The 7,086-nt window shown below is 71.8% G+C and carries 8 protein-coding genes; 6 read left to right on the top strand and 2 right to left on the bottom strand.

Annotation, left to right across the window (positions count from 1 at the left end):
• Positions 1-174: 174 nt before the first annotated feature.
• The 4 genes from E1258_RS28075 to E1258_RS28060 all read left to right on the top strand — a co-directional run bounded on the left by E1258_RS28075 (position 175) and on the right by E1258_RS28060 (position 4,585).
• The gene (locus E1258_RS28075; RefSeq protein WP_132406427.1) at positions 175-810 is read left to right on the top strand and encodes a septal ring lytic transglycosylase RlpA family protein; all 636 of its coding nucleotides are present in this window, start codon (positions 175-177) and stop codon (positions 808-810) included.
• A 121-nt stretch (positions 811-931) separates the two neighbouring features.
• A complete protein-coding gene (locus tag E1258_RS28070; RefSeq protein WP_132406425.1) occupies positions 932-2,059 on the top strand; it encodes a PP2C family protein-serine/threonine phosphatase in 1,128 nt (375 codons plus the stop codon).
• A 185-nt stretch (positions 2,060-2,244) separates the two neighbouring features.
• Positions 2,245-4,101 carry an acyl-CoA dehydrogenase gene (locus E1258_RS28065; protein ID WP_132406423.1) on the top strand — a complete coding sequence of 619 codons (1,857 nt, stop codon included), beginning with the start codon at positions 2,245-2,247 and terminating at the stop codon, positions 4,099-4,101.
• A gap of 214 nt (positions 4,102-4,315) precedes the next feature.
• Complete coding sequence (locus tag E1258_RS28060) at positions 4,316-4,585, top strand: DUF6458 family protein (protein WP_007073918.1); 270 nt, start codon at positions 4,316-4,318, stop codon at positions 4,583-4,585.
• Positions 4,586-4,769: 184 nt separating this feature from the next.
• Here E1258_RS28060 and E1258_RS28055 read toward each other — a convergent pair whose 3' ends face one another.
• Positions 4,770-5,300, bottom strand: coding sequence for a histidine phosphatase family protein (locus E1258_RS28055; protein ID WP_132406421.1), 531 nt, complete (start codon positions 5,298-5,300; stop codon positions 4,770-4,772).
• A 116-nt stretch (positions 5,301-5,416) separates the two neighbouring features.
• Here E1258_RS28055 and E1258_RS28050 point away from each other — a divergent pair, with 116 nt between their 5' ends.
• On the top strand, positions 5,417-5,704 hold the full coding sequence (locus E1258_RS28050; protein ID WP_132406419.1) for a DUF6458 family protein: 288 nt from the start codon (positions 5,417-5,419) through the stop codon (positions 5,702-5,704).
• Positions 5,705-5,871: 167 nt separating this feature from the next.
• Here the strand turns inward: E1258_RS28050 and E1258_RS28045 are convergent, their stop codons facing one another.
• Complete coding sequence (locus E1258_RS28045; protein WP_132406417.1) at positions 5,872-6,549, bottom strand: hemolysin III family protein; 678 nt, start codon at positions 6,547-6,549, stop codon at positions 5,872-5,874.
• 107 nt (positions 6,550-6,656) lie between these two features.
• Here E1258_RS28045 and E1258_RS28040 point away from each other — a divergent pair.
• Positions 6,657-7,086, top strand: a 430-nt coding sequence (locus E1258_RS28040) for a carboxyltransferase domain-containing protein (RefSeq protein ID WP_132406415.1), incomplete at its 3' end; no start/stop codon positions are given.

Below are 7,086 nucleotides of genomic sequence, written 5' to 3'. Positions count from 1 at the left end.
GCCCGGTGGATCGGGCCCGCCCGCCCGGGACCGAGCGGGCCACGTCGCCTCGGATGATCGGCCACACGTATGCAGCCAAATCCGAACATAGCACCATGATCACGTTGACTTCGGAAGTGCTTCTCTCGTTACGGTCCGGGCCGGTTTGTTCTCCACGACGAAAGGACCGGGCCGGTGGTAGGCAGGCACTCCCGTACCCGATTGTTCTCCTCCCCGGCCGGGATCGCGGCCACCGCGGCCGTCGGTGTCGCACTCGCCGTCGGCGGCACCGTCGGCGCGGTGCGGCTGACCTCCGGCGAGGCTGCCCCGCAGTCGGCCGTGAACACCCCGGCGAGCGTCCCGGCCACCCCGGGTGTGCCGTCGGCGTCGCCCAGCGCCAGCGTCTCGCCGAGCGCCAGCCCGTCGCCGACCGTCACGGTCAGCCCGAAGGCCACCCGGAGCCAGGCCGCCTCGCGGAGCAGGCCGCGCACCGCCGCGCCGAGGTCGGCCGCCACGACGAAGAAGCCCGCCCCGACCCGCAACGTCGTCGACAGCGGCTCGTGTGGGGCGTCCTTCTACGACGAGGGGCAGCTCACGGCCAACGGGGAGAACTTCGACCCGAGCGCCCTCACCGCCGCCCACAAGACGCTGCCGTTCGACACGAAGGTGCGGGTGACCAACCCGGCCAACGGCAAGTCGGTCACCGTGCGGATCAACGACCGGGGCCCGTTCGTCGACGGCCGCTGCCTCGACTTGTCCCGGGCGGCGTTCGCGGCCATCGCATCGGTCGACGTCGGCGCGTTGACCGTGAAGTACGAGGTCCTGGGCTGACGCGATGACGTCGGCCGGGGACGGGGCAATCGGTGCCGGACCGTCGGGCGCCCCGATCCGGCCGGTCAGAACATCCTCGGCCGACGGGCCAGGCTCATTCACCGGTTCACGTCCATCAGGCATGCTGTCCCTCGTACGCACGCATGCCTTTCAGTCGGGCCGCGGCCCGCTGAGCCCCGGATCCCGCGCCGGTCTCGGCGCGGCCCTCGTCCTGCTCGCGATCATCTCCGCAGTGGAGCTGGCGGACGGCCGGGCGGCGCACTACGTCGCGCTGATGGTCGCCGCTCCCTTCCTCGCCGCGGCGCTGGCCTCCTGGCGGGTGGTGCTCGGCGTGGGGGCCGCCGCGACCGCGATCGGGTGCGCCTTCGTCCTCACCGAGCCGAGGACGTCCCTGGTCACCGCGGTCAACGTGGCCGGCATCGCGCTCGCCACCGGGATCGCGGCGGCGGTGGCCGCCGTGCGGCAGCGGCAGGCCGAGCAGATCGCCGAGCTGTCCAAACTGGCGGCGGTGGCCCAGCAGGCGGTGCTGCGTCCGCTCGGCCCGCAGGTGGGGACCCTGGCGGTGGCCGGGCGCTACATCTCCTCGACCGCGACGGCCGAAATCGGCGGCGACCTGTACGAGGCGATCGACACCCCGTACGGCGTACGCATGATTATCGGTGACGTGCGGGGCAAGGGCCTGGACGCCGTGCGGCTGGCCAGCATCGTGCTGGGCTCGTACCGGCACGTCGCGTACGAGCGGGCCGACCTGCGGGCGGTGGTCGCCGACCTGGATCGCGCGGTGGCCCGCAACGTCGGCGACGAGGACTTCGTCACCGCCGCCCTGGTCGAGGAGCGGGGCGGGACACTCACCATCGTCAACTGCGGCCACCCGTCGCCGCTGCTGTTGCGCCGGGGCGCGGTGATCCCCCTCGAACCGCCCGCGCCCGCGCCGCCGCTGGGCTTCATGCCGGTCGTACGCCCCCGGGTCGAGCGCCTGGAGCCGGGCGACCGGCTGCTGCTCTTCACCGACGGCCTCGGCGAGGCACGCCGGGACGGCGAGTTCTTCCCGACGGCCGACCGGGCCTGGCGGCTGCTCGGCCACGGCACGGTCGGCGACGGGCTGGCCTCGCTGGAAACCGCCCTGGTCGAGTGGGTGCACGGCCGGCTCGACGACGACATCGCCCTGGTCCTGATGGAGTACGCCGGCCACAGCGGCGGGGTGACCGCCCCCGTGCCGAGCTGGGAACTCGGCGCGGCGGAGGGTTGAGCGGCCCGTCTCCGCCACCCGCTTCCGCCCCCGCTCCGCCGTTCGCTCGTGCCGGCCGGGGAACGGGCGAATCGCGGGTGTGTAATCGCCGTCACTTCCACAATCGGCTTGTCGCTGCCTACCCGTGAGTAATACAGTCGGAGTTACTGATCGGTAACACCTGTCCGGAAGCGGGGCCAGCGAGCATGACCCACTACAAGAGCAACCTCCGGGACGTCGAGTTCAACCTGTTCGAGGTCTTCGGGGCGGACCGGGCGTTCGGCCAGGAGCCGTACTCGGATCTCGACGTCGACACCGCGCGCAGCTTCCTCGCCGAGGTGGACCGCCTCGCCCGCGAGGACCTGGCCGCCAGCTACTCGGACAGCGACCGGAACCCCCCGGTCTTCGACCCGGCCACGCACACCGCGCCGCTGCCGGAGTCGTTCAAGAAGTCGTACCAGGCGTTCATGGACTCCGAGTTCTGGCGGCTGGACCTCCCGCCGGCGCTCGACGGCACCAACGCCCCGCGTGCCCTCTGGTGGTCGCTCGCCGAGCTGGTGCTCGGCGCGAACGCCCCGGTCTGGATGTACGCCTCCGGCCCGTCCTTCGCGCACGTCCTGCACGTCGAGGGCACCGAGCAGCAGAAGAAGTGGGCCAAGCTCTTCATCGACAAGCAGTGGGGCTCCACGATGGTGCTCACCGAGCCCGACGCGGGCTCCGACGTGGGCGCCGGCCGCACCCGCGCGCTCCCGCAGCCGGACGGCTCGTGGCACATCGAGGGCGTAAAGCGCTTCATCACCTCCGGTGAGCACGACCTGAGCGACAACATCGTGCACTACGTGCTGGCCCGTCCGGTCGGCGTCGAGGGCGTCGGCGGCCCGGGCACCAAGGGCCTGTCGCTCTTCGTCGTGCCGAAGTTCCACTTCGACGCCGAGACCGGCGAGCTGGGCGAGCGCAACGGCGTCTACGCCACCAACGTCGAGCACAAGATGGGGATCAAGGTCTCCAACACCTGCGAGATGACCTTCGGCGAGCACGGCGTGCCGGCAAAGGGCTGGCTGCTGGGCGAGAAGCACGACGGCATCCGGCAGATGTTCATGATCATCGAGTACGCCCGGATGATGGTCGGCACCAAGGCGATCGCCACCCTCTCCACCGGCTACCTGAACGCCCTCGAATACGCCAAGAACCGCGTCCAGGGCGCCGACCTGATCCAGCAGGCCGACAAGACCGCCCCCCGGGTCACCATCACCCATCACCCGGACGTGCGTCGCTCGCTGATGCTCCAGAAGTCGTACGCAGAGGGCCTGCGCGCCCTGGTCTGCTACACCGCCTCCTGGCAGGACCAGGTCGCCATCGCCGAGGCGGCCGGTGACGAGCGGGCGACGAAGATCGCCAAGCGGGTCAACGACCTGCTGCTGCCGCTGGTCAAGGGCGTCGGCTCCGAGCGGGCGTACGAGATGCTCGGTCACGAGGCGTTGCAGACCTTCGGCGGCTCCGGTTTCCTCCAGGACTACCCGCTGGAGCAGTACGTCCGGGACGCCAAGATCGACACCCTGTACGAGGGCACCACCGCGATCCAGAGTCTGGACCTGATCTTCCGCAAGATCGCTCGGGACAACGGCAAGGCCCTCATGACGGTCGCCGGCGAGATCCAGGAGTTCATCACCTCCGAGGGCGGCAACGGTCAGCTCAAGCAGGAGCGGCAGGCGCTCGGCAAGGCACTCGCCGAGGTCCAGAACATCCTCGGCGTGCTGACCGGCTGGCTGGGCGAGGCGCAGGGCGGCGATGCCCGGGCGCTGTACAAGGTGGGCCTCAGCAGCCGCCGGTTCCTGTTGGCGGTCGGCGACCTGGTCGTCGGCTGGCTGCTCCAGCGCCAGGCCGACGTCGCCCTGCGCGCCCTGGCCGGCGAGGTCTCCGCCGCCGACAAGGCGTTCTACACCGGCAAGGTGGCCGCCGCGAAGTTCTTCGCCCGCGAGGTGCTGCCCCGCCTCGGCGCCGACCGACGGATCATCGAGAGCACCGACCTGGAGCTGATGGACCTCCCGGAGGACGCGTTCTGAGCCGCTGACGCACCACAGCGGCCCCCGGACGGCCGGCGAGTCCCCCAACTCGCCGGCCGCGCCGGTCGCACCGCGAGCCTGCTCCTCGACCCGGTGCGCCGGACGTCCGCTATCGCCGGTCGCATCCCGGGTACTAGCCCCGCCGGGCGGGTAACCGAGGCCCGGACGTCGTCAGTGAACGCCCAGAGCCACCGCACGTGGGGGTGCAGCGTACATGGGCATTGGTAGTGGAATTTTCCTCATCGCCATCGGCGCGATCCTGACCTTCGCCATCCGGGCCAACGTCTGGTGGGTGGACGTACGCGCGGTCGGCTGGGTCTTCATCCTGGCCGGGTTGGCCGTGCTGCTCACCACGCTCTGGTTCTGGCAGGACCGGCGCAAGCGGGCGCGGACCCTCATCGTGGAGGAGAACCGGCTGTCGCATCCGACCGCGATGATGCCGCCTCCGCCCGACCCGCCTCCGCCCACGGCACCGCCCTCCTGAGCGCCACCGTGCCGCAGGGGCCCCGGTCGCACCGGGGTCCCTGCCACTGCTTGCCCGCGACAGTCCCTGCCGCTGCCTGGACGCGACCGGCCGCCACCCGCCCTGCTCCGGCCCGGCGGAATCGCCGCGTTGACAGGGGGCCCTGTACAACGGAACGCGTTGACAGGTGGCCCTTCCTTGCACGTCAGGCGCGGGCGGTGTGGCGGGCGGTGATGTCGGCGCGGAGCAACTCGGCCCAGGTAAGCCGGGTGCGGTGCACCACCAGGTCGCTGGTGCGCAGGCCCTCCTGGTCGGCGCGTTCCGGGTCGAGGAACGCCGAGAGCAGCGAGATACCCGGGTTGTGGGCGACCAGCAGCACCGTCGACGCCTCCGCCGGGGCCGACCGGACCAGCGTCAGCAGCTCAGCCGGCTGTGCCTCGTACGCGCCCGGCTCGTAGCGAACCACCGGCGCGGGGCCGGCGGGCCCGGCCTCGTCCGGCGAACCGGTCATGCCCAGCTTCACCCCGTGCCAGGTCTGCCGCGTGCGCCTCGCGGCCGAGCAGACCACCACGTCGGGAAGCAGGCCGTGCCGGGCCAGCCAGGCACCGGCGGCGGCCGAGTCCGCGTGCCCCCGCGCGGTGAGGGGGCGCCGGATGTCCGGGCCAATCCCCGGTGCCTCCGCCTTGGCGTGCCGTAGCAGCACAAGTGTCCGTAACGTCCCTCCGGCGTCCGTCATGGCCCCAGCTTGCCCGATTGACGATCGGAGCGCCTGGGTATGTCGATGGATGCCGCAACCTCATCCATGGCCGCGGCGGGTAGCAACGCCAGCTGATAGCCAAGGAGGCGACGAAAATGGGCATTGGTGCCAGCATCTTCCTCATCGCGCTGGGTGCGATCTTCGCGTTCGCCGTACAGGCCGACCTGGGGTGGCTGAACCTCGGCGTCGTCGGCTGGGTGCTGATGCTCGCCGGGGTCGTCGGCCTGCTCACCACCCTGCACTTCTGGAACCGGGGCCGCCGCACCGTGGTCGCCACGCCGGTGCGGGAGAACCGGGTGGTCGCCGATCGGGTCGTGCCGGTGCAGGGCGAGCCCGTGGTCCAGGAGTACCGCGAGGTGCGTCGCCCGGGTCGTACGGTCTGATCGCCGTGGCCCGGCGTACGGGCCGACGACCGCTCAGGACCCCGGGGGCCCCGCAACGGCGCGGGGCCCCCGGCGTGTGCCCAGCGGGCCGCTCGGCGCGGTCGCGGTGGCCGGTGCTGCCCCCCGGTACCGGGGCGGGGCGGGCGGCGCGGGTTCCGGCCGGTGGCTCAGGCGAACAGGGCGAAGTAGATCGCGATGTGGTGGCAGATCGCTGCCACCAGCGTGCAGGCGTGGAAGAACTCGTGGTGACCGAAGACCGTGGGCCACGGGTTGGGCCGGCGCAGCGCGTAGAGGACGGCCCCGACGCTGTAGATCGCGCCGCCGAGGGCGAGCAGCACCAGGGCGGTCACGCCGCCGGAGTGCAGGATCTGCGGCAGCATCGCCACCGACACCCAGCCGAGCGCCAGGTAGAGCGGGGCGGAGACCCAGCGTGGCGCGTGTGGCCAGACCAGTTTCAGGGCCACCCCACCCAGCGCGCCACCCCACACCAGAGCGAGCATGGTGGTCGCCTGCCGGACGTCCAGCAACAGGACGCAGAACGGGGTGTACGTGCCGGCGATGAACATGAAGATCATCGAGTGATCCATCCGGCGCATGATCTGGTAGCCGCGCTCCGACCACACGCGGCGATGGTAGAGCGCGCTCGTGCCGAAGAGGCCGCAGACGGTCAGGCTGTAGATGAGGCAGCTCACCAGTGGGGCCCAGCCGGGACGGCTGGCGGCGATGGAGCAGAGCACGATGCCGCAGACGAGCGCGACGAAGAACGCGTAGGTGTGCAGCCAGCCGCGCATCCGCGGCTTCCCGATGTCGACCGGCTTGAGTCGAAGCGGTGCGGAGGTCGTCACACACCTAGGTTACGGCACCGTAGGTTACCGTCAAGTAGTGCCGATCGTCGCGGGATCAGAGGGGTCCTACGCCCCTGCCCGGCCCGCCGATCGGAGATCATGACGGGATGCGGATCCGGCCCGTCGGCGCGTACGCCCTGCTGCTCGACTGCGACGACCCCGACCAGGTGGAGGCGTGGCGCGCCGAACTGTGGCACCGCCGGGCGGCCGGCGAACTGGCCGCCGTCGAGATCGTCCCGGCGGCCCGCACGGTGCTGCTCGACGGGGTGCCCGACCCGGGCCGGGCCGCCGCGCTCGTCGCCGGCTGGACGCCGCGACCAACCGACGCGGCGACGCCCGCCGGTGGGGCCGCCGCCGAGGTAGAAGTGCCCGTCGCGTACGACGGGGCGGACCTGCCCGTCGTCGCCGGCCACTGGGGGGTGGACGTGCCCGAGGTGGTCGCCCGCCTCACCGGCACCCGGTTCCGGGTCGCCTTCTGCGGGTTCGCGCCCGGGTTCGCGTACCTGACCGGGCTGCCTCAGGAGTGGGCGGTGCCCC

It is taken from the genome of Micromonospora sp. KC207 (genome assembly GCF_004348615.1).
Classification (GTDB): domain Bacteria; phylum Actinomycetota; class Actinomycetes; order Mycobacteriales; family Micromonosporaceae; genus Micromonospora.
The sequence above is the reverse complement of the archived record's forward strand: the minus strand, read 5'-3'. Positions and strand labels throughout refer to the sequence as shown.